This window comes from Streptomyces nanshensis (assembly GCF_001751255.1).
Taxonomy (GTDB): domain Bacteria; phylum Actinomycetota; class Actinomycetes; order Streptomycetales; family Streptomycetaceae; genus Streptomyces; species Streptomyces nanshensis_A.
The window spans coordinates 1-340 of record NZ_LJGW01000470.1; the positions used below are offsets into that span (position 1 = coordinate 1).

The 340-nt window shown below is 61.5% G+C and carries 1 rRNA gene; it reads left to right on the forward strand.

What is annotated here, in order from left to right:
- Positions 1-3 precede the first annotated feature (3 nt).
- A 16S ribosomal RNA gene (locus tag AN218_RS28660) occupies positions 4-340 on the forward strand; the annotation flags it as partial.

Below are 340 nucleotides of genomic sequence, written 5' to 3' on the forward strand. Positions count from 1 at the left end.
GCATTCACGGAGAGTTTGATCCTGGCTCAGGACGAACGCTGGCGGCGTGCTTAACACATGCAAGTCGAACGATGAAGCCTCTTCGGGGGTGGATTAGTGGCGAACGGGTGAGTAACACGTGGGCAATCTGCCCTGTACTTCGGGACAAGCCCTGGAAACGGGGTCTAATACCGGATGGGACTGCCGGCCGCATGGTCTGGTGGTGGAAAGCTTCGGCGGTACAGGATGAGCCCGCGGCCTATCAGCTTGTTGGTGGGGTGATGGCCTACCAAGGCGACGACGGGTAGCCGGCCTGAGAGGGCGACCGGCCACACTGGGACTGAGACACGGCCCAGACTCC